Genomic DNA, 18,280 nt, shown 5'->3' with positions numbered 1-18,280 from the left:
GCGGCTCCTCATGACCCCGACCCGCCGTACGAGCTCCGCCCCCACACCGGCTCGACACCTCAGGTGGCTTCGACACGATGAACGCCGATCTCGCCTACTTCGCCGTCCTCCAGGAGAACCTCACCGCGTTGGCCACGGCCGAGCAGCCCGCCATCGAGCGCGCCGCCGGCGCCATCGCGGACAGCATCGCCGCGGGGGGCGTCGTCCACTACTTCGGCAGCGGCCACTCGCAGCTCGTCGCCGTCGAACCCCTCCAACGCGCGGGCGGCCTCGCACCGGTCAACGTCATCGCCGACCCGGCGCTCTCCCCCGCCGCTCCCCGGCACGCGGGTGCGGCCGAACGCGTCAGCGGTTATGCGGCGGCGATCCTCCGTACGGCGGACATCAGGGCCGGGGAGGTGGTGGTCGTCATCTCCAACTCCGGCATCAACGCCGTGCCGGTCGAGTTCGCCCTCGGCGCCCGCGAGTTGGGCGCGACCGTCGTCGCCGTCACCAGTCGGGCCCATTCGCTGGCCGCCGAGTCCCGGCACGCGGGCGGGCACCGACTGCTCGACGTCGCCGACATCGTCATCGACACGCACGGCCGCCCCGGTGACGCGGTGGTACCCCTGGGCGACCTCACCGTGGGCGCCCTGTCGACCGTCCTGGGCGCGGCGATCGTCAACGCCGTGACCTGCCGGGCCGCCCAACTGCTTGCCGAAACCCACGGCCAGGCCCCGCCGTTGATCGTCAGTCAGAACACCGGCGAGGACGCCGAGCTGCACAACAGCGCGCTGCTGGAGAAGGTCAAGGACCGCTGCCCGCGAGGCTGAGGCACCGGTCCGCCCGACGAGACCACGCAAGGAGGCCGATGATGGAGAGCACGCACCGGGTGCGCCGTCGCATCGCCGGGGCGGCCTGCGCCGTCGCCCTCGCGCTGCCGCTCACCGCCTGCGACGCCCTCACTCCGGGCAGCACCACCGCGGTGTCGGGGCCACGCAGCGTGCCGTCCTCGACCGCCGTGCCGGACGGGGACGTCACTCTGCGCCTCCAGTTCGCCGACGCCCCGCTGATGGTCGACGCGCTGATCGCCGCGTTCGAGAAGGACCATCCAGGCATCAGCGTCGAGCCGCAGTACAAGACGTTCTCGGACTACGTCCAGAACCTCAAGCTCACCATGACCTCCGACACCGCCCCCGACATCGCCCAGTACGCGGTCGGGATGACCGACCTCGCGGCGGACGGCCACATCCTCGACCTGGCGCCCTACCGGGAGGCGTACGGCTGGGACGACGCCATACCTCCGGTCAGCCTCGACCAGCTCACCGCCGGGCAGACCAGCGAGGCCACCGGCGGTCGCGCCCTGTTCGGGGTCCCGGCCGGCCTGTCGATGACCGGCATCTACTACAACAAGGAGCTCGCCGAGAAGGCCGGGATCGACGGACCGCCCAAGACGCTGGCCGAGTTCGAGGACCAGCTCGCCGCCGCGAAGGACGCGGGCCTGACCCCGCTCGGCGTCGGCGCCCTCGACTCCGGCGGCCTGCACCTGTGGGCCGCCCTCCTCAACCAGACCATGCCCACGGACGACTACTGGGACTGGGTCAACGGCACCAAGGGCGCCACCATCGAGAACCGGGCCGGGATCACCGCCAGCGCGCTCGTCGTCGAGTGGGGTCGCAAGGGGTACTACAACGAGTCCGCCAACGGCACCGGGCAACTCGACTCCACCGCCCAGTTCACCAAGGGCGACAGCGTCTTCCTGATCAACGGCAACTGGGCCGCCGGGCAGCTGGCGACCGCCATGGGAGACAACGTCGGCTTCTTCCCGATGCCGGGCGAGGACGCCACCGACCCCACGGTGGCCTCGGGCTTCAGCGTCTCCTACGCCGTCTCCTCCCGGACCGAACACCCCGAGGCGGCGGGCGTGTTCCTCGACTTCCTGACCTCGCCCGAGGCCGGCCAGATCATCAGCGACAACGGCTTCCTGCCGCCCAACCCCGAGGCCGTGGCAAAACCCGAAGGCGTGCTGGCCGACATCGCGGAGGGCCACCGGCGGGCCGTCGCCGACGACGGGATCACGACGTTCCCCGACTTCGCCGCCCCCGCCATGCTCGACCGGCTGCGCTCCGGCGTCCAGAAGCTCATCGCGGACCGCGTCGAGCCCGCGGACTACCTCGACTCACTTCAGGACGAGTGGGAGGAACACCATGCCGAGTAGGCCGCCAGTCCGGCCCCCGGGTGCGCCCGTCCGGCCCTCGGCCACCCGCGGGCGCAGTCCGTGGCGCGGCTACGTGTACGTGCTGCCCGCGTTCCTCGTCTACTTCGCCTTCGCGGTGCTGCCCGCCCTGCACACGGCATATCTCTCGCTGTTCGAGTGGGACGGCGTCACACTCGGCGACTGGGTCGGCCTCGGCAACTACCAGGAGATCCTCCAGGACTCCGTGCTGCGCCGGTCCGTGTTCAACGCCCTGGTGCTGGTGGTGTTCTTCTCCTTCGTGCCCATCGTGCTCGGCCTTGCGATGACCGGCCTGCTGGCCCGGTACCGGCGGCCCGGCATGGGGGCGTACCGCTTCCTGTTCATGCTGCCGCAGGTCATCCCGCTCGTCGCGGTCGGCGTGACCTGGCGCTGGCTCTACGGGGACGACGGGCTGGTCAACCAGACGTTCCGCGCGGTCGGCCTGGACGGGGTGACGCGGGCATGGCTGGGCGACTTCGGCGCCGCGCTGATCGCCGTGGGCCTCGTCGGCACCTGGGTGCTCAGCGGCCTGTGCATGATGCTCTTCCTCAGCGGCGTGCAGAAGGTGGACCCGAGCCTGTACGAGGCGGCCCGGATCGACGGTGCCGGCCCGGTCCGGGAGTTCGTCTCCGTCACCCTGCCGCATCTGCGCGGTGAACTCGCCGTCGCCATGACCGTGACGACGGTCGCCGCGCTGGCCAGCTTCGACATCGTGTATGTGACGACGAACGGCGGCCCGGGCGAGCAGACGACGGTCCCCGGCCTGCTCGTGTACCGGCTGGCGTTCTCCGAGGGCAAGGTCGGGCTCGCCGCGGCCCTGGCCGTCGTCCTCGGCTGTCTGATCCTCGCGATCGTCTACCTCATCAACCGTCTGTCGAGGTCGGAGTCATGAACACCGCCACGCGATCGGAACGCTGGTCCGGGTACGCGCTCCTGACCGTCATGGCGATCGCCGTCGTGATCCCGTTCCTCAGCGTCTTCCTCGCCTCCCTGCAGCCGGCCGGCACACCGGTGGTGGGCCTGACGTGGCCGGAGCGGTGGAGCTGGGACAACTACGAGCAGGCGTGGTCGGTGGCCGGGTTCTCCGACCTCATCCGGCACAGCCTCACGATCGCCCTCGGTGTCGTCCCCGCCTCCCTGGTCCTCGCCGCGCTGGCGGGGTACGCGCTCGGCACCATGAAGCTTCCGGGCGGCAACGCGGTCGCGGCCTTCTTCATCGCCGGCCTCACCATCCCGGTCGAACTGATCGTGGTTCCCCTCTACTTCGACCTGCGGGGCCTCGGGCTGACCAACTCGTACCTGGGCGTGATCCTGGTGGAAATCGCGCTGTTCATGCCGTTCAGCGTGTTCTGGATGCGCACGCACTTCCAGTCCACGCCCGCGTCGCTGGTGGAGGCGGCCCGGATCGACGGCGCCTCGTCGGCCACGATTCTGCTGCGGATCCTGCTCCCGCTGGCCCGGCCGTCCCTGATGACGCTCGGGCTGCTCGTCTTCATGTGGTCGTGGAATCAGTTCCTGCTGGTGCTGGTCCTCATCCAGGACACCACCAAGCACACGGCGCCCGCCGGTCTCGGCTTCTTCGTGGGTCAGAACAGCACGGACATCCCCACGCTGGCGGCGGGGACGATCATCGTGATGCTGCCGATCCTGATCCTCTTCGTGATCTTCCAGCGGAGCTTCATCGCGGGACTGCTGCAGGGGGCGATGAAGGGCTGACGCCCCGCACGGGAGAGATCAGTCACGCCGCCTTCGTGGGTGTGTGCGAAGTCTCACGCGGTGAGGCGGCCGCCCACTCCAGGACGAGCCGCTGGTACTCCCGCCGCTGTTCGCCGCTGAGCGTCCCACCGGTCCGCAGCCACAGGGCGCGGATCTCCTCGTTGACCTCGGCGGCCGATCGCTGTGTGGCGAACGGTGCACGACGTTGAGTGGTGGACATGCCGTGAATCATACGGGCTCCGGCGTGAAGACCATGTGAGTAGTCACTGTCAGAAGAGCTACTTACTGGTAGCCGATCAGCGCTTCCCGCTGGTCGTCGACCTGCGGCGGCGTCAGGCACCGGCGGCCCCCAGAACCAGCACCTGGATCGCCAGCACCGCGCCGCCCCGGGCCCAGTCGTGGAAGTCGGACACCTTGGTCTCCAGATTGACCGGCTCCGCCCGCGGGTGTCGATTGGCGAGGACGGCCTCCTCGACCACCGGGCCCGCCACGTCGACCAGGCCCACGCCCTCGCCGGCGAGGAGGATCTTCTGCGGCATGGCGAAGTTTGCGATCTGTGCCACCAGCGTGCCCAGGGCGCGGGCCGCCTCGTCGACGACGCGGGCGGCCATGGGCTCGCCCTCGGCGGCGAGGGCGAGGATCTCGTCGTACGACACATCACGGCCGGTCGCGGCCCGGATCTGGTAGCGGATGCTGGGGACGGTCAGCAGGGAGACGGCGCTGCCGCGCTCACCGTCGGGGGTGAGCGGGCCGTGGGGGTTCACGATCCAGAAGCGGCCGTAGCCCACCCCGTCCTCCGCGGTCGCGATCCGCTTGCCGCCGCTCACCAGCCCGTAGCCGATGCCCGCGCCGATGGTGAGCACCGCGAACCGGTCGAGGCCGCGGCCCGCGCCGAACCAGCTCTCGGCCTCGACGAGCGCGGCCACGTCGTTCTCGACGACGGCCGGCAGCCCGGTGGCCTCCTCGACGAGCCGGGCCAGGGGGACGTCGTGCCAGCCGAGGAAGGCCGACTCGTCGACGACGGAGCGGTCAGAGGAGCGGCCGCCCAGGCCGATGCCGATCCCGGCCAGGCCGGGGAAGTCCCGTGCGAACTCCTCCGTCACCTGCCGCAGCACGTCCACGACGTGGTGCGGATCATGGCTGGTGAGCGGGTGGTCGTGGCGGGCGACTATGTCGCTCTTGAGGGTGGTGACCACGCCGTACACCATGTCCTGGGTGATCTTGAACCCGATGAAGGTGCGGGACTCGGCGACGATGTCGAGGGGCTGGGAGGGGCGGCCCTGACGCACCTCCAGGAGCGCGGTGCCCTCGGGGACCTCCACCAGCAGGCCAGACTCGATGAGCGGCTTCGTCAGCCTGGTCAGGCTGCCGGCGGAGAGGTCGAGCCGCCGGGCGATGTCGCTGCGCGACAGCGGGCCGTGCGTGAGCACCTCGATCGCGACGGCACGCTCACCGGGACTGAGTGGCAGCCAGCTGGCGGCACGTGCGGTCATAACCGGACCCCCACAAGATTTCTTTCGATGCAGAAGTAATGACGCCACAGTAGTCGTCGAACCACGTCAGCAAAAGATGTCTGCACGCCCCTTGACGGCTGGATTCTTTCGCCCCAAAAGTAAGTGGGAGCCCGAGGATGAGCCGCAGACGAGGGAGTCTCCCGATGACCGTCGCCTCCAGCAGCCCTCCGTCGCGTCTGCCACTGCGCGGCGTCGAGGGGACAGCTCCGAAGCCGAAACCCGGCAAGAAGCGAGAACGTGACGGTGGCGGCCGTGGCGACGGAGCCCTCGCGGCCCTGTTCATCGCGCCGGCCATGCTGGGTTTCCTGGTCTTCCTGCTCTGGCCCACGCTGCGGGGCATCTACCTGAGCTTCACCCGCTTCAACCTGCTGACACCGGCGGAGTGGGTGGGCCTCGACAACTACGACCGGATGATCCACGACCCCATCTTCTGGGACTCGCTCACGGTCACCGTCGAGTACGTGGTCATCAACATCGGCATCCAGACCGTCGCGGCCCTCGCCATCGCGGTCCTGCTCCAGCGGCTGACCCAGTCGGCCATGCTGCGCGGCGTCGTGCTCACGCCGTACCTGATGTCGAATGTCGTCGCCGGCCTCGTCTGGCTCTGGGTCCTCGACACCCAGCTCGGCATCGGCAACGAGATCATCAGCGGCCTCGGTATCGATCGCATCCCCTTCCTCGCCGACGAGACCTGGGCGATCCCCACCATCGCGATGATCAACGTCTGGCGGCATGTCGGCTACACCGCCCTGCTCCTCTTCGCCGGCCTCCAGGCGATACCGAACGACATGTACGAGGCGGCCAAGGTCGACGGCGCGAGCGAGTGGCGGATGTTCTGGCGGATCACCATGCCGCTGCTCCGGCCGGTGCTCGCCGTCGTCCTGATCATGACCGTGATCGGTTCGTTCCAGGTCTTCGACACCGTGGCCGTGACCACCGCGGGAGGTCCGGCGAACGCGACCAACGTCCTGCAGTTCTACATCTACGGCTCCGCCTTCGGCCGCTTCCAGTTCGGCTACGCCTCGGCGATGTCTGTCGCCCTGCTGGTCGTGCTGAGCGCGATCACCGTCCTCCAGTACCGGCTCACCCGGGCCGGCCAGACCGATCTCGGCTGACGGAAGGAGTCACCGTGGCTGCCGTGACAACGACGCCGACAACGCCGCCTACGCCAACGACACCAACGACCGGTGTACGGCCGGTCAGGCGCAGGCTCTCCTTCGGGCGGGCCGCGGCCTGGACCGTGATGGGCCTGATCGTCCTCATCACCCTGCTGCCGTTCTACTGGATCCTGCGCACCGCGCTGTCCACCAACGCGGGCCTCAACGCCGACCCCACCAACCCACTGCCGGTCGACCTCACCACCAGCGGCTTCGAGCGTGCCCTCGGCCTGCAGTCGGCCGAGGAGGCGGTCGCGCAGGGCGGCGCGGGCGGCGGGCTCGACTTCTGGCGCTATCTGCTCAACTCGACGATCGTCTCCACGCTGATCACCGGCTGCCAGATCTTCTTCTCCGCGATGGCCGCGTACGCCTTCGCGCGGCTGCGCTGGCGCGGCCGGGACAAGGTGTTCGGTCTGTTCCTGGCCGGGCTGATGGTGCCGACCATCTTCACGCTGCTGCCGAACTTCGTACTCATCAAGCAACTCCACCTGGTGGACACGCTGTTCGGCATCGCGCTCCCCACTCTCTTCATGACTCCGTTCGCGGTCTTCTTCCTGCGGCAGTTCTTCATGAACATCCCCCGGGAGGTCGAGGAGGCGGCGCTGCTCGACGGCGCCGGAAAGATCAAGATCTTCTTCCGGGTGATCCTGCCGATGGCGTCCACGCCGATCATCACGCTGTCCGTGCTGACGTACATCACCTCCTGGAACGACTACTTCTGGCCGCTGATGGTGTCGTACAGCGACAGCTCGCGCGTTCTCACCGTGGCGCTGGCGGTCTTCCGGGCGCAGACCCCGGCGACCGGCGTCGACTGGTCGGGGCTCATGGCGGCGACGCTGATCGCCGCGCTCCCGATGCTGGTGCTCTTCGCCTGCTTCGCCCGACGCATCGTCAGCTCCATCGGCTTCACCGGGATCAAGTGAGGGAACTGTGATGCGACTTCGTACGCTGACCGCGCTGGCCGGAGCGCTGGCGCTGTCCCTGGTGACCGGTTGCGCGAACGGCGACTCCACCGGGTCGTCCTCGAACACGGTGACGTACTGGCTGTGGGACGCCAACCAGCTGCCCGCCTACCAGGCCTGCGCGAAGGGGTTCGAGAAGGAGAACCCCGGACTGAAGGTCAAGATCACCCAGTTGGGCTGGAGCGACTACTGGACCAAGCTCACCGCCGGGTTCATCGCGGGCACCCAGCCCGACGTGTTCACCGACCACATCCAGAAGTTCGGCCAGTTCGCCGATCTGAAGGTGCTGGAGCCGCTCGACGACCTGGGCATCAAGGAGGCCGACTACCAGCCGGGGCTCGCCGCCAACTGGATCGGCCAGGACGGCCACCGCTACGGCGCCCCCAAGGACTGGGACACCGTCGCGCTCTTCTACAACCAGAAGATGGCCAAGGACGCCGGTCTCACCGCCGAGCAGTTGAACGCCCTCTCCTGGAACCCCGAGGACGGCGGCACCTTCGAGAAGGCCATCGCCCACCTCACGATCGACAAGAACGGCAAGCGCGGCGACGAGCCGGGCTTCGACAAGAACAACGTCAAGGTGTACGGGCTGGCAAGCAACGGCGGCGGCATGGGCGACGGCCAGACGCAGTGGAGCCCCTTCACCGCCTCCGCCGGGTGGAGCTACACGGACAAGGCGCGCTGGGGCACGAAGTACCAGTACGACAGCGAGACCTTCCAGTCTGTCGTCAAGTGGTACTTCGGCCTGGCGAAGAAGGGCTACATGGTCCCCTTCACCGACTACAACATCCAGTCCAACCAGGCCAACACGCAGGTCTCCGCGGGCAAGGCCGCCGCCGCCTTCGACGGTGCGTGGATGATCTCCACGTACAAGGGTTTCAAGGGCAGGGACATGAAAGCCGCCTTCACCCCCGTCGGCCCGACCGGCAAGCGCGCCACCATGATGAACGGCCTCGCCGACTCCATCACCAAGGGCTCCGACAACAAGGCGGGCGCCCGCAAGTGGGTGGCGTATCTGGCCTCCGACGCGTGCCAGACCGTCGTCGGCAAGTACGGGATCGTCTTCCCCGCCACTCCGGCGGGCACCGAGGCCGCCGAAGCCGCCTACAAGAAACAGGGCATCGACGTCACGGCCTTCACCGAGCCCGTGGAGAACAAGAAGGACTTCCGGACCTTCTCCTATCCGATCACCAACTACGCGGCGGACGTGACCGCGCTCATGCAGCCCGCGATGGAGGACATCTACGGCAACGGCACGCCGGTGAGCAGCCTCGACGAGGTCAACGACCAGATCAACTTCATTCTCAACCAGTGAATCGACACCGCTTCGACCAGTGAATCCGCACGTGTGGATCAACGAAAGGGCAACCCCCACATGACGTTCTCCCTCGGCATCGTCGGCGCCGGACAGTTCTCCGGCCAGTTCGCCAAGCTGTTCCTCGCCCACCCGGGCGTCGGCGATGTCCACGTCACCGATCTGCTCCCGGAGCGCGCCGAGCAACTGGCGTCCGCCGAAGGGCTGTCGGGCACCTTCCCGTCGTACGAGGCGATGCTGGAGTCCAAGGCGGTGGACGCCGTCGCGATCTTCACCCAGCGCTGGACCCACGGCCCGCTGGTGATCCAGGGCCTGAACGCCGGCAAGCACGTGTACTCGGCGGTGCCGATGGCGATCAGCCGGGAGGAGATAGCGGCGATCATCGACACGGTACGGGCCACCGGACTGACGTACATGATGGGTGAGACCAGCCAGTACAACCCGGCGACCGTGCATGCGCGCAACCAGATCGCCGAGGGCGCGTTCGGACGGCTCTTCTACGCCGAGGGCGACTACGTCCACGACATGGATCTCGGATTCTACGAGGCCTACCAGTACAGCGGCGGCGACAACTGGAAGGCGACCGCCAGCTATCCGCCGCTGCTCTACCCCACGCACTCGGTGGGCGGGGTCCTCGGTGCCTGGCAGACGCATGCGGTGAGCGTGTCCGCGATCGGGGTCAAGGACGATCGCGGAGACGGGGTCTTCGACCAGGACGTCAGCCAGTTCGGCAACGACTTCTCGAACGCCACCGCGCTGTTCGAGGTCGCGGGCGGCGGGTCGTTCCGTACGAACGAGTTCCGGCGGGTGGGCTATCCCTCGCACATCCGGGAGTCGCGTTTCCGGTTCTTCGGGACGGACGCCAGCATGGAGCAACTGGCCACGGTGGCCTTCTGGCAGGACAAGAAGGGGGTCAAGGACATCAGCGAACTCCTTGAGCCCAAGCCCACCATGGCTCCTGACGACCCGTCACTCCAGCACATCGCACCGGATCTGCGGGCCGCCTTCACCTCCGGGTCGGCGCCGGTGCACGACCGGTCGCGGCTGCCCCGGGAGTTCGACAACCTGCACAACGGGCACGAGGGCAGCCATCACTTCCTGGTCGACGACTTCGTGACCGCGGTCAACACGCGCACGCTGCCGTCGGTGAACGCGTGGGTGGCCGCCCGCTACACCCTGCCGGGCATCGTCGCGCACGAGTCCGCGCGGCAGGGTGGGGCGAGGCTGGAGATCCCGGACTTCGGGGACGCGCCCGAGGTGTAGTCCGTGTGCGTGGTCCGGCCGTTCCCCCAGGGGCGGCCGGGCCCCGTCACGTGCCCGGCTTGCGGCCGTACACGTAGACGTCGTCGCCCTTCTTCAGGAGCGACCAGTACTTCTTGGCGTCCGTCTTCGTCATGTTGACGCAGCCGTGCGAGCCGGGCGGGTTCCACATGCTCACGCCGACCGAGTGGAAGGCCTGGCCGCCGTCGAAGAACTGGCTGTAGGGCATCGGCACGTGGTAGATCGACGAGACATGGTCGATGTTCCGCCAGTAGACCTTCTTCAGGCCCGTGCGGGTCTCGTATCCGTTGCGCCCCGTGCGGACCGGCACCGGGCCGTAGACGAGCCTGTTGCCGTCCTGGATCCAGCTGAGCTGGAGCGTCAGGTTCACGCAGGCGATGCGGCCCTTGTTGACCGGGCACTTGCCGTCCTTGTTGGGGTTGTTCCCGACGGCCTTCTGCTTGAGCTTCAGGTCCATCACGCCCCAGGTGACGGAGCCCGCGTAGCCGATGTTCGGGGTGATGCCGTGCTTGGTCTGGAAGGCCTTGATCGCCGTGCAGTCGGCGGCGGACTGCCTGCCGTCGACCGGCCGGCCGAGGAACTTCTCCACCTGCTTCTGATACGGGCCGGTCTGCGTGGTGCAGCTCGCGGCGTGCGCGGGCGCCGCTCCCAGTGCGACGGCCAGCGGTGCCACCAGTCCGGTGATCCCCAGCACGACGGCTCCCCGTCTGCGTATGTCCCCCATGATCAGGCCTTTCCCTTTCGATCCGGTCAATCTCTGCCAGCTAGACCCGCACCGGGGGACATCGGTTGTGGGACCGATCGAGCTGCGACCAAACGGTGACATTCCACGCTCCGGAGTCATACGGAGACGGTCAGTTTCGGCCACCCAGCGCCACCTGCGGTCACACTCGGTTGCCCTTCTCGTACGAGGAGCCACATCCGGTCCGCCTTGTGTCGGGCGCCACATCCGGTGTGGTCGCGCTCCATGGCACCGAGGCCCGCAGGGCGGTCACCAGGTTCTTCCCGGGGCGGCCGGCTCGCCGACTCCCGCGGCATGGTGCGCGTCGCCGCCGCAGCGGTGGTCCAAGTGCCAAACCAATCGGTCAAGTTCGGCCATGGACGGGTGCGGCGGCGGCATGATGTGCGCCATGGACCAAGCCGACGCGATCATCTGGGCGACGGCCCTGGGTATCGGGGGGACCATGGCCGCCGGGGTGACCGGACCGCTACTCCAGGCCAGGGCCTCACGTCGACAGGCCCGCGACCACGAGGCCTTCCAGTTCCGGCACCGTCTGCGTGACGAGCGGCGCGCCGCCTTCGCGACCGTGCTCGACCAGTGTGAGACGTTCCGGCAGAGCATCAATGCCGTCATCGAGGCCCGTGTGGCCTTCGAGTGGCGCAGCGAGGAGGACCATCGGCAGCTGTGGCAGCCGGCCGATGCTGCGCTCGGCGCGCTGCGCAGGGCGGCGACGAACGTCGCCATCACCGGCCCCGCCCCGATGGGCGAACTGGCCGACGCCGTCCACGCGGCGGCCGCCCGGCAGGCGGACGTCTGGCGCATGCGGCTGGATCTCGACGACCGCCTCGTGCAGAACGCCCAGGCGGACAGCGCCTTCGCCGACGCACGCAGACAGTTCATCGCCGCGGCGGAGAAGATACTGGCCCCGCCCACCGACCAGGGCGCCCGGCAGCGGGGGCCGCTGCGGCGTTCACGGTGAGGCCTGTCTGACGAGGGATGTCCTGCGCGTCGGCGGGGGCCTGACGAGTGTGTTTGCGGAGCAGGTCAGCGTCGCCGCGCTCTTGCCGGAGTGCCTGCCGGAAGCCGGTGCTGATGGCCGTGAGGCCGCCGTCGGCCATGGCGTGGTGCCGGTGATCCGGGCGGGGAGGCGGACGAAGCTGCCGCAGCCCTGCCGGGTGTGCAGCCGGCCGGCGAACCGCAGCAGGGCCGGAGCCGTGACGACGGTGCCCACGGCTAGGTTCTGTCGCTTTGGTTAGCGCCGGGTCCAGATGAGGATGCCCGCGAGGTGGAGTGCGGCCTGGTAGGCGATCGCGAGCTTGTCGGTTCGTGTGGCCAGGCCACGCCACTGTTTGAGGCGGTTGATGCACCGCTCGACAGTGTTCCGCTGCTTGTAGGCCTCCGCATCGAAGGCGGGCGGACGGCCGCCGAGTCGGCCTTGCCGCAGGCGGTGACCGACTTGGTCGGAGGGCTGCGGGATGACCGCACGGATGCCCCGACGTCGCAGATGGCTGCGGATGGCGCGGGAGGAATACGCGCGGTCGGCCAGGACAAGGAGCGGCCGGGTCCGTGGCCTGCCCGGACCAGCGCGGGGCACGCGGATGCGGGACATCACCGTCTCGAAGGCGGGTGCATCACCTGCTTGGCCTGCGGTGACGGTGAAGGCGAGGGGCCGTGCGCGGCCGTCTGCGACCAGGTGAACCTTGGTGCTCCGCCCGCCGCGGGAGCGTCCGAGCGCGTGATCGGCGGGCTCGCGGAAGCGGACCGCCCCCTTTTGAGTGCACCGGCAGCATGCTGGTGGGCCCGGACGACCGTGGAGTCCACCAACACCGTCCAGTCGATGTCGTCATCGGCGTCCGCCGCCGCCAGGACGGCAGCGAGGAGCATCTCCCACGTGCCATCGACGGCCCACCTGATCAGCCGCTTGTGAGCGGTCTGGAACGAGCCGAACTCGTCGGGAAGGTCCCGCCAGGGCGAGTTGGTGCGGTACTTCCACGCGATGGCCTCAAGAGTGCGCCGGTGGTCGGCCCACCGCCGCCCGCGGACCGGATCCGCCATCAGCGGCTCGATCCGGTTCCACACCATCAAAGAGACACGCCCTAAGCGGCCTTGGTGACGTCCGGTGCGGTACCGCGCCCCGTAAGGGGCGCCGGGAACTGCGCGACCAGCCCCCACCGGCCCGCGGCTTCATCACCGCGCTTCCAGCGGGGCGCTTAGCTGGCCGGCGCGATCTGAATGCCGGCAGAGCCCAACCGATCGGCTTCGCCCGGCCCTTGGCAGGGTCGAGAAGGCCGGTGCCCCCTCGGTGTCACGGGCCGATGTCCCTACGGTGTGGCGTGAATGTGGGCAGGAACCTTGCGTAAACCTTGCTTGACTGGTCAGCGCGGGTCGGGGCGTGAAGCTCGCGGGGCGGCAGCCCTGTGCGCGGATTGTGCAGAGCGACGGCGGGGGAAGGGCATGACGGAGTTTCTGCTGCTGGGCACGGTCGAGTTACGGGGCACGGATGGCGCGGCCGTGGATACGGGGCCGGCCAAGCAGCGCACGGTGTTGGCGGCGTTGCTGGCGGACGCGGGCCGCTGGGTGGCGGTGGAGACGCTGATCGACCGGGTTTGGGGGCAGGACCTGCCTGCCCAGGTGCGCCCCTCGCTCTACGCGCACATCGCCCGGATCCGCCGGATGCTGGCAACTGTGGCCACACCCCTCGATGCGGGTACGGACGGCGCCGGCGCAGGGCCGCAGCTGCGGCGCGGTCCGGGCGGCTACCTGCTGGACGTGCCGGCCGGCCACATCGATGTGCACCGGTTCCGGCGGCTGGTCGAGCAGGCCCGCGCCGCGAGCGGCACGGATGCCGAGCGGGTGGGGATGCTGCGGGAGGCACTCGGGTTGTGGCGTGGTGAGCCGCTGGCGGGCCTTGCCGGTGCGTGGGCGGAGCGCACCCGGCAGAGCTGGGAGCAGCAGCGGATCGAGGCGGTGCTGGCCTGGGCGGAGGCCGAGTTCCGCGTGGGCCAGCACGAGGGGGTGATCGGTGCGCTGACCGACATCGTGGCTGCGCATCCGCTGGTCGAGCCGCTCGCCGTGGCACTGATGCGTGCGCTGCAGGCGGCCGGGCGCGGTCCGGAGGCCCTGGCCTGCTACGCCGCCCTGCAGAAGCGGCTGGCCCAGGAGCTGGGCACGGACCCGGGCGGGGAGGCGCAGCGGGTGCATCAGGCGATCCTGCGCGGCGAACCCGCCCCGCCCGAGGCCCGCAGCCCGCAGCCGTCCGCCGAGCCGGAGGCCGGTCGGGCGGTGCCGGCGCAGTTGCCGTTGGAGGCGCGGGGGTTCACCGGCCGGCAGGAGGAGCTGGCCCGGCTGGACGGAATCCTGGCCGTGGCGGAGCGGCCGGCCGCAGTGATGGTCTCGGCGGTGTCGGGCACGGCCGGGATGGGCAAGACGGCGCTGGCGGTGCACTGGGCGCACCGGGTGGCCGACCGGTTCCCGGACGGCCAGCTGTATGTGAACCTGCGCGGCTTCGACCCGTCCGGGGCGGTGGTGACGCCCGATCAGGCAGTGCGGGGCTTCCTCGACGCGCTGGGGGTACCGGCCCCGCGCATTCCGGTGGATCTTCAGGCGCGGGTGGGCCTGTATCGCAGCCTGCTGGCCGGGCGGCGGCTACTGGTGGTTTTGGACAATGCCCGCGACGCCGACCAGGTTCGTCCGCTGCTGCCCGGCGCTCCCGGCTGCCTGGCCGTGGTGACCAGCCGCAACCGTCTGACGGGCCTGGTCGCCGCCGAGGGCGCCCACCCCCTGGCCCTGGACCTGCTCTCCCCGGCCGAGGCCCGCGCCCTGCTGGCCCACCGCCTCGGCGAACACCGGGTGGCGGCCGAACCGGACGCCATGCAGGAGATCATCACCCGGTGCGCCCGGCTTCCGCTGGCCCTGGCCATCACCGCCGCCCGCGCCGCCACCCACCCCGTCCTCCCCCTCAGAGCCGTCGCCGAGGAGTTACGCGACAGCCACGGCAGTCTCGACGCCTTCGTCGGGGGCGATCTCACCACCGATGTACGGGCCGTCTTCTCCTGGTCATGCCACGCCCTGTCCGCCCCGGCCGCGCGCCTCTTCCACCTGCTGGGCCTCCACGCCGGGCCCGACATCTCCGCACCCGCCGCAGCCGCCCTCGCTGGGCTCCCGCTCCGTCAGACCCGAGGCCTGCTGGTCGAACTCACCGGTGCCCACTTGCTGACCGAGCACCTAACCGGGCGGTACACCCTGCACGACCTGCTGCGTGTCTACGCCGCCGAGCGCGTCCTCGCCGAGGAGACACCGCAAGAACGGGGCCGCGCCGTCGAGCGGCTCCTCACCTGGTACCTGCACACCACAGACGCCGCCTATCCGTTCTTCACCCCGGACCGCCGGCGGGTTCCCCTCGACCCGTTGCCCGCCTCCTGCCACCCTCTTGCGTTCAGCGCCTACGACCAAGCCCTGGAGTGGTGCGAGAGCGAACGCCCCAACTTCGTCGCCGCGGTGCGCCAGGCCGTCGCCGTCGGCCGACCGGGCATCGCGTGGCAGCTGCCCGCCACGCTGTGGGGGTTCTTCTACCTCCGCAGCCATCTGCAGGACTGGCTCGACACCACCCGGACCGGCCTCGACGCCGCCCGCGCTGCCCACGACCGCGTCGGCGAGGCATGGGGTCTAATGGACATGGCTTGCGCCCTGACGCAGGTGCACCGGTACGAAGAGGCCATCGACCACTTCCGGCAGGTGATGGTCCTCTGCCGGGAACTAGGGGACACAGTCGGCAGGTGCCAGGCCCTATCCAACCTGGGCTACGTCTACCGTCGAATCGGCCGGCCGGACAAGGCCGTCGAGTACGGCCGCCGAGCGCTCGTCGTCAACCGGGGTCTCGACTACGCCTGGCGTGAGGGAACCATCCTGGTCAATCTGGGCGACGCCTACGAGCAGCTCGGGCGGTGCGAAGAGGCCATCGGCTGCCTGAAGGAGGCGCTGACCGTCGTGCGCACCATCGGTGACAGCTGGATTGAAGGCATCGCGCTTGACATCCTCGGCACCGCCCACCACCGGCTCCAGCGCTACGACGACGCGGTCGAGTACTACCACCAGGCGCTCGACACCCAAGCCGACATCGGCAACCAGTGGGGACAGGCCCACACCCTCGGCAACCTCGGCGACGTCCACCTGGCCGCCGGCAAGCCGGACGCGGCCCGCAAGAGCTGGCAGCAGGCACTGGCGATCCTCGAGAAGGTCCGCCACCCGGACGCCGAGGAGATACGGGAAAGACTCCGCCGCCTGGACGAACTCCCGCCCGACGCGCGGCCGGATCCCGCCGCAGACCGGGAAGCGAGCCCTACGACGCCGCCGTGACACCAGGCAACAACAGGTAGTGCTACACGTACGGGTGACGACGATGGTCAAGGTGATCGAGCTGGTCGACTCGGCCATCAGGCACGTCACCCCGGGTGTGGAGCACTGGAACTTGGCCGAACAGTGCGTGAGCTGAGCACTTGTGAGGAAAAGACACGACCGTGAGATGGACCCCTCCGGTTAAGTCGTTGGGAGTCCGACCGAGCGTCGTCTTGATCATTCTGAAGGTGTGCTCCAGATCGAAGCGCCTCAGGAACGCCTGCCAACGCTCGGCGTCGGTGGCGGTCATGCAGGTCCTGGAAGGACCACGGCCACACGGGCAGTGGGTCACCGCCGCCCGGCATCCGCTCGACCTGGAGACGGATCAACGTACCTTCGACGACCGGGAATTCGCCGTCGTGGTTGATCCAGGCAGAGCGGTGGGTGAGGCGTGGGTGGATGCGGTCCCAGGGCCACTGCATGGCACAACCGGGCAGCCGCTATCAACAGCAGATGATCAAGACTGCTCTGCGGGGCCTTGAGGCCGCCGCCCTTGTCGTCCTGCCGCTCGCCGCCGCCCCGCCGGCTCATGCCGCGGAGACCGTGCCGCTCGCCATCGCCGTCGACCGCCTACCCCTGGTCACCGCATCGAGGGAGGGCTACCAGCGCACCTCCTTCAAGCACTGGAACGCCGGAAACAACCCCACGGGCGGCTGCAACATCCGTGCGGAGGTGCTCATCTCAGAAGCCGTCGAAGCGCCGGAGATCGTCCCCGGCTGCTGGTATCCGATCTTTCCCCGTGTGCTCTTCGTGCTCACCGGTGCCTCCCAAACCAGGCTGGGCAATCGGATGAGCGATCTGCAGGGGATGGTTGCTCAACACCCGCTTGCTGCGGCCCTCGCCCACAAAGTCCCGCTCGGAGCCCCCGTACTGAAAGACATCGAGCAACACGGTTCCGCCCAGACGGTTTGGACCCCTCTCGTCGGCGGCAAGCCCCGCCCGCGGACCGACCTGTGAATACTCCGCCCGCCCACGCCTTTGGTCATCGGCTCAGCGCCAGCGTCGGCACCGAGCGGTTCCATACGCTGCGCGGCCTGCGCTGAGGTTCGCGCGTACGACATCGCGTTCGGCGCGCTGCCGGGTGCTCCGCCGCCGCTGGTAGACGGCGCCGGAGCACCCACGGGTGGTTCACCGGTGCGTCACTTACGCACCCAGAGCTCGTAGTCGCTGAATGCACCGCCGCATGTGCACTGGTACTGCTTCCAAGAACCAGCGTTGATTCCGCCGTTGCCGGCCGAGATGCACGTGCTGGCCCAGAAGTATTCGCCGATGTACTTCCAGCCGCGCCCGGCGGGCGGGCACTCGGGGTCGTCGCCCTTCGGGCTGACGTCCTTGGCCAGCGCGGTGCGGACGCCCGACACCGAGCCCGAGTCGGCACTCGACGACGCGGCGACAGTGGAACAGGCCTTGGCTGAGCCTGTGACTTTCCCCTGGGAGTTGTCTCCCGCTGGCGCGGCGGATGCCGAGGTCGTCAGACCGGCGCCGGCTAGTGCCAGGGACGCGAGAGCCACTGTGATGGCCTTGCGTAATGCCATGGTTCCTCCTGCGTGTGATGGGTCCTGAAGCTGTGCCTCAGACGTCGAACGGCGTACCTGCCGAGCTGCCGAGCTGCCGAGCTGCCGAGCTGCCGAGAAGGGTGAGCCGGCAGACACGGTGATCTGCGACATGCGCAAGCCATCAGCTCGCAACTCGACGGCGTCGCCCGGCCCTTGGCGGGGTCAAGAGAGCCGGTGCCCCCTCGGTTCCACGGGGCCGTTGCCCCACGATGGGGGGTGAATGTGGGCAGGAACCTTGCGTAAACCTTGCTTCACTGGCCAGCGCGGGTTGGGTTGTGAAGCTGGCGGACGCTGGCAGCCCAGAACGCCGGCACGAGAGCGTACTCCCGCGACTGTCCAGCACGGTGCAGCCGGGCCAGTACCGTCTCGGCGACGTCCTTGCTGATCCGGTCCGCGGCGTCCAGGGCAAACTCCTCGTCTACGGCCCAGTAGGAGCGCTTGCCCCGGCG

General features: G+C 69.2%; 15 protein-coding genes and 2 pseudogenes. 11 read left to right on the top strand and 6 right to left on the bottom strand.

Going from position 1 to position 18,280, the window contains the following annotated elements:
* Positions 1-77: 77 nt before the first annotated feature.
* Genes GAS53_RS41385 through GAS53_RS41370 form a run of 4 tightly spaced genes read left to right on the top strand, consistent with a single transcriptional unit; the run spans position 78 to position 3,931 of the window.
* Positions 78-812: a sugar isomerase domain-containing protein gene (locus tag GAS53_RS41385; protein ID WP_151482923.1), complete on the top strand. Its 735-nt coding sequence runs from the start codon at positions 78-80 to the stop codon at positions 810-812.
* 38 nt (positions 813-850) lie between these two features.
* Positions 851-2,197, top strand: a complete 1,347-nt coding sequence (locus GAS53_RS41380) for an extracellular solute-binding protein (RefSeq protein WP_151482922.1) — start codon at positions 851-853, stop codon at positions 2,195-2,197.
* Entirely contained in the window at positions 2,187-3,107 is a 921-nt protein-coding gene (locus GAS53_RS41375) for a carbohydrate ABC transporter permease (RefSeq protein ID WP_151482921.1), read from the top strand. The genes GAS53_RS41380 and GAS53_RS41375 overlap by 11 nt, the downstream gene beginning before the upstream one ends.
* Entirely contained in the window at positions 3,104-3,931 is an 828-nt protein-coding gene (locus GAS53_RS41370; protein WP_151482920.1) for a carbohydrate ABC transporter permease, read from the top strand. Before GAS53_RS41375 ends, GAS53_RS41370 begins: the two co-directional genes overlap by 4 nt.
* Positions 3,932-3,953: 22 nt before the next feature.
* Here the strand turns inward: GAS53_RS41370 and GAS53_RS41365 are convergent, their stop codons facing one another.
* Together GAS53_RS41365 and GAS53_RS41360 are read right to left on the bottom strand one after the other, a co-directional pair.
* Positions 3,954-4,163, bottom strand: coding sequence for a hypothetical protein (locus GAS53_RS41365; RefSeq protein ID WP_151482919.1), 210 nt, complete (start codon positions 4,161-4,163; stop codon positions 3,954-3,956).
* 100 nt (positions 4,164-4,263) lie between these two features.
* Positions 4,264-5,424 (bottom strand): ROK family transcriptional regulator, encoded by a 1,161-nt coding sequence (locus tag GAS53_RS41360; RefSeq protein ID WP_151482918.1) that lies wholly within the window; start codon positions 5,422-5,424, stop codon positions 4,264-4,266.
* A gap of 164 nt (positions 5,425-5,588) precedes the next feature.
* Between GAS53_RS41360 and GAS53_RS41355 the strand changes: the two genes are divergently transcribed.
* The 4 genes from GAS53_RS41355 to GAS53_RS41340 are packed head-to-tail and all read left to right on the top strand — an operon-like array spanning position 5,589 to position 10,142.
* Entirely contained in the window at positions 5,589-6,560 is a 972-nt protein-coding gene (locus GAS53_RS41355) for a carbohydrate ABC transporter permease (RefSeq protein ID WP_151482917.1), read from the top strand.
* A gap of 14 nt (positions 6,561-6,574) precedes the next feature.
* Entirely contained in the window at positions 6,575-7,525 is a 951-nt protein-coding gene (locus tag GAS53_RS41350) for a carbohydrate ABC transporter permease (RefSeq protein WP_151482916.1), read from the top strand.
* A gap of 10 nt (positions 7,526-7,535) precedes the next feature.
* Entirely contained in the window at positions 7,536-8,879 is a 1,344-nt protein-coding gene (locus GAS53_RS41345) for an ABC transporter substrate-binding protein (protein WP_151482915.1), read from the top strand.
* Between the two features lie 60 nt (positions 8,880-8,939).
* Complete coding sequence (locus GAS53_RS41340; protein WP_151482914.1) at positions 8,940-10,142, top strand: Gfo/Idh/MocA family protein; 1,203 nt, start codon at positions 8,940-8,942, stop codon at positions 10,140-10,142.
* 46 nt (positions 10,143-10,188) lie between these two features.
* Here GAS53_RS41340 and GAS53_RS41335 read toward each other — a convergent pair whose 3' ends face one another.
* Entirely contained in the window at positions 10,189-10,884 is a 696-nt protein-coding gene (locus GAS53_RS41335; RefSeq protein WP_151482913.1) for a L,D-transpeptidase family protein, read from the bottom strand.
* Between the two features lie 406 nt (positions 10,885-11,290).
* On the opposite strand from GAS53_RS41335, the gene GAS53_RS41330 reads away from it, so the two are divergent.
* A complete protein-coding gene (locus tag GAS53_RS41330) occupies positions 11,291-11,860 on the top strand; it encodes a hypothetical protein (RefSeq protein WP_151482912.1) in 570 nt (189 codons plus the stop codon).
* Between the two features lie 273 nt (positions 11,861-12,133).
* Here GAS53_RS41330 and GAS53_RS41325 read toward each other — a convergent pair.
* Positions 12,134-12,963, bottom strand: a protein-coding gene (locus GAS53_RS41325) for an IS5 family transposase (protein ID WP_192583498.1) whose coding sequence is annotated in 2 segments (ribosomal slippage) — positions 12,134-12,633 and positions 12,633-12,963 — 831 coding nt in all. Because the reading frame shifts where the segments join, the coding sequence is not laid out codon by codon here.
* Positions 12,964-13,335: 372 nt separating this feature from the next.
* Between GAS53_RS41325 and GAS53_RS41320 the strand changes: the two genes are divergently transcribed.
* Positions 13,336-16,236, top strand: coding sequence for an AfsR/SARP family transcriptional regulator (locus GAS53_RS41320; protein ID WP_151482911.1), 2,901 nt, complete (start codon positions 13,336-13,338; stop codon positions 16,234-16,236).
* Between the two features lie 193 nt (positions 16,237-16,429).
* Here the strand turns inward: GAS53_RS41320 and GAS53_RS57035 are convergent.
* Positions 16,430-16,691 (bottom strand): annotated as a pseudogene (locus GAS53_RS57035) (NF041680 family putative transposase); the annotation flags it as partial.
* Between the two features lie 304 nt (positions 16,692-16,995).
* Here GAS53_RS57035 and GAS53_RS41310 point away from each other — a divergent pair.
* Positions 16,996-17,232, top strand: a pseudogene (locus GAS53_RS41310) (replication-relaxation family protein); the annotation flags it as partial.
* 182 nt (positions 17,233-17,414) lie between these two features.
* Here GAS53_RS41310 and GAS53_RS41305 read toward each other — a convergent pair.
* The gene (locus GAS53_RS41305) at positions 17,415-17,810 is read right to left on the bottom strand and encodes a hypothetical protein (protein WP_151482910.1); all 396 of its coding nucleotides are present in this window, start codon (positions 17,808-17,810) and stop codon (positions 17,415-17,417) included.
* Positions 17,811-18,280: the final 470 nt, after the last annotated feature.

The sequence above is a fragment of the Streptomyces albicerus genome (assembly GCF_008905045.1).
In the GTDB taxonomy this organism is placed as follows: Bacteria; Actinomycetota; Actinomycetes; order Streptomycetales; family Streptomycetaceae; genus Streptomyces; species Streptomyces albicerus.
Note: the sequence above shows the minus strand (reverse complement) of the source record. Positions and strands in the feature narration are given on the sequence as shown.

Bases quoted from the DNA above. Each gene is read 5' to 3' on its own strand.
- GAS53_RS41370 (WP_151482920.1), top strand. From the start codon at position 3,104: ATGAACACCGCCACGCGATCGGAACGCTGGTCCGGGTACGCGCTCCTG.
- GAS53_RS41385 (WP_151482923.1), top strand. From the start codon at position 78: ATGAACGCCGATCTCGCCTACTTCGCCGTCCTCCAGGAGAACCTCACC.
- GAS53_RS41305 (WP_151482910.1), bottom strand. From the start codon at position 17,810: ATGGCATTACGCAAGGCCATCACAGTGGCTCTCGCGTCCCTGGCACTA.
- GAS53_RS41360 (WP_151482918.1), bottom strand. From the start codon at position 5,424: ATGACCGCACGTGCCGCCAGCTGGCTGCCACTCAGTCCCGGTGAGCGT.
- GAS53_RS41320 (WP_151482911.1), top strand. From the start codon at position 13,336: ATGACGGAGTTTCTGCTGCTGGGCACGGTCGAGTTACGGGGCACGGAT.
- GAS53_RS41345 (WP_151482915.1), top strand. From the start codon at position 7,536: ATGCGACTTCGTACGCTGACCGCGCTGGCCGGAGCGCTGGCGCTGTCC.
- GAS53_RS41340 (WP_151482914.1), top strand. From the start codon at position 8,940: ATGACGTTCTCCCTCGGCATCGTCGGCGCCGGACAGTTCTCCGGCCAG.
- GAS53_RS41365 (WP_151482919.1), bottom strand. From the start codon at position 4,163: ATGATTCACGGCATGTCCACCACTCAACGTCGTGCACCGTTCGCCACA.
- GAS53_RS41330 (WP_151482912.1), top strand. From the start codon at position 11,291: ATGGACCAAGCCGACGCGATCATCTGGGCGACGGCCCTGGGTATCGGG.
- GAS53_RS41335 (WP_151482913.1), bottom strand. From the start codon at position 10,884: ATGGGGGACATACGCAGACGGGGAGCCGTCGTGCTGGGGATCACCGGA.
- GAS53_RS41380 (WP_151482922.1), top strand. From the start codon at position 851: ATGATGGAGAGCACGCACCGGGTGCGCCGTCGCATCGCCGGGGCGGCC.
- GAS53_RS41355 (WP_151482917.1), top strand. From the start codon at position 5,589: ATGACCGTCGCCTCCAGCAGCCCTCCGTCGCGTCTGCCACTGCGCGGC.
- GAS53_RS41375 (WP_151482921.1), top strand. From the start codon at position 2,187: ATGCCGAGTAGGCCGCCAGTCCGGCCCCCGGGTGCGCCCGTCCGGCCC.